The following is a 315-nucleotide window of genomic DNA, read 5'->3' as shown; positions in this document are numbered from 1 at the left end:
GTGCCGGCGATCTGGCCACTGACGAGGGGGGTGGTTGTGGAACCTCTGCCGCCACCAGTGCCGCCACCAGTGCCGCCGCCGGTACCACCAGTGCCGTCGCCGGTACCGCCAGTGCCACCGCCGGTTCCGCCAGTGCCGCCGCCAGTACCACCGGTACCACCACCAGTGCCGCCACCCGTACCGTCGCCGCCACCAGTGCCACCACCGGTTCCGCCACCCGCACCACCACCGGCACCTGCGCCAGCATCCGGCGAGGACGCCGCTACGTTGGATTTATGCCCGCCACCACCGCTGCTGCAGCCGCCGAGGCTCATG

1 protein-coding gene is annotated in these 315 nt (G+C 72.1%); it reads right to left on the bottom strand.

Features of this window, described 5'->3' with window-relative positions; genetic code table 11:
- Window positions 1-247 (bottom strand): hypothetical protein (locus AC0L3U_RS38945; protein WP_473365047.1); only part of this gene is annotated, 247 nt, incomplete at its 3' end.
- Window positions 248-315 lie beyond the last annotated feature (68 nt).

The sequence above is a fragment of the Bradyrhizobium sp. Kon69 genome (assembly GCF_055807515.1).
Note: the sequence above shows the minus strand (reverse complement) of the source record. Positions and strands in the feature narration are given on the sequence as shown.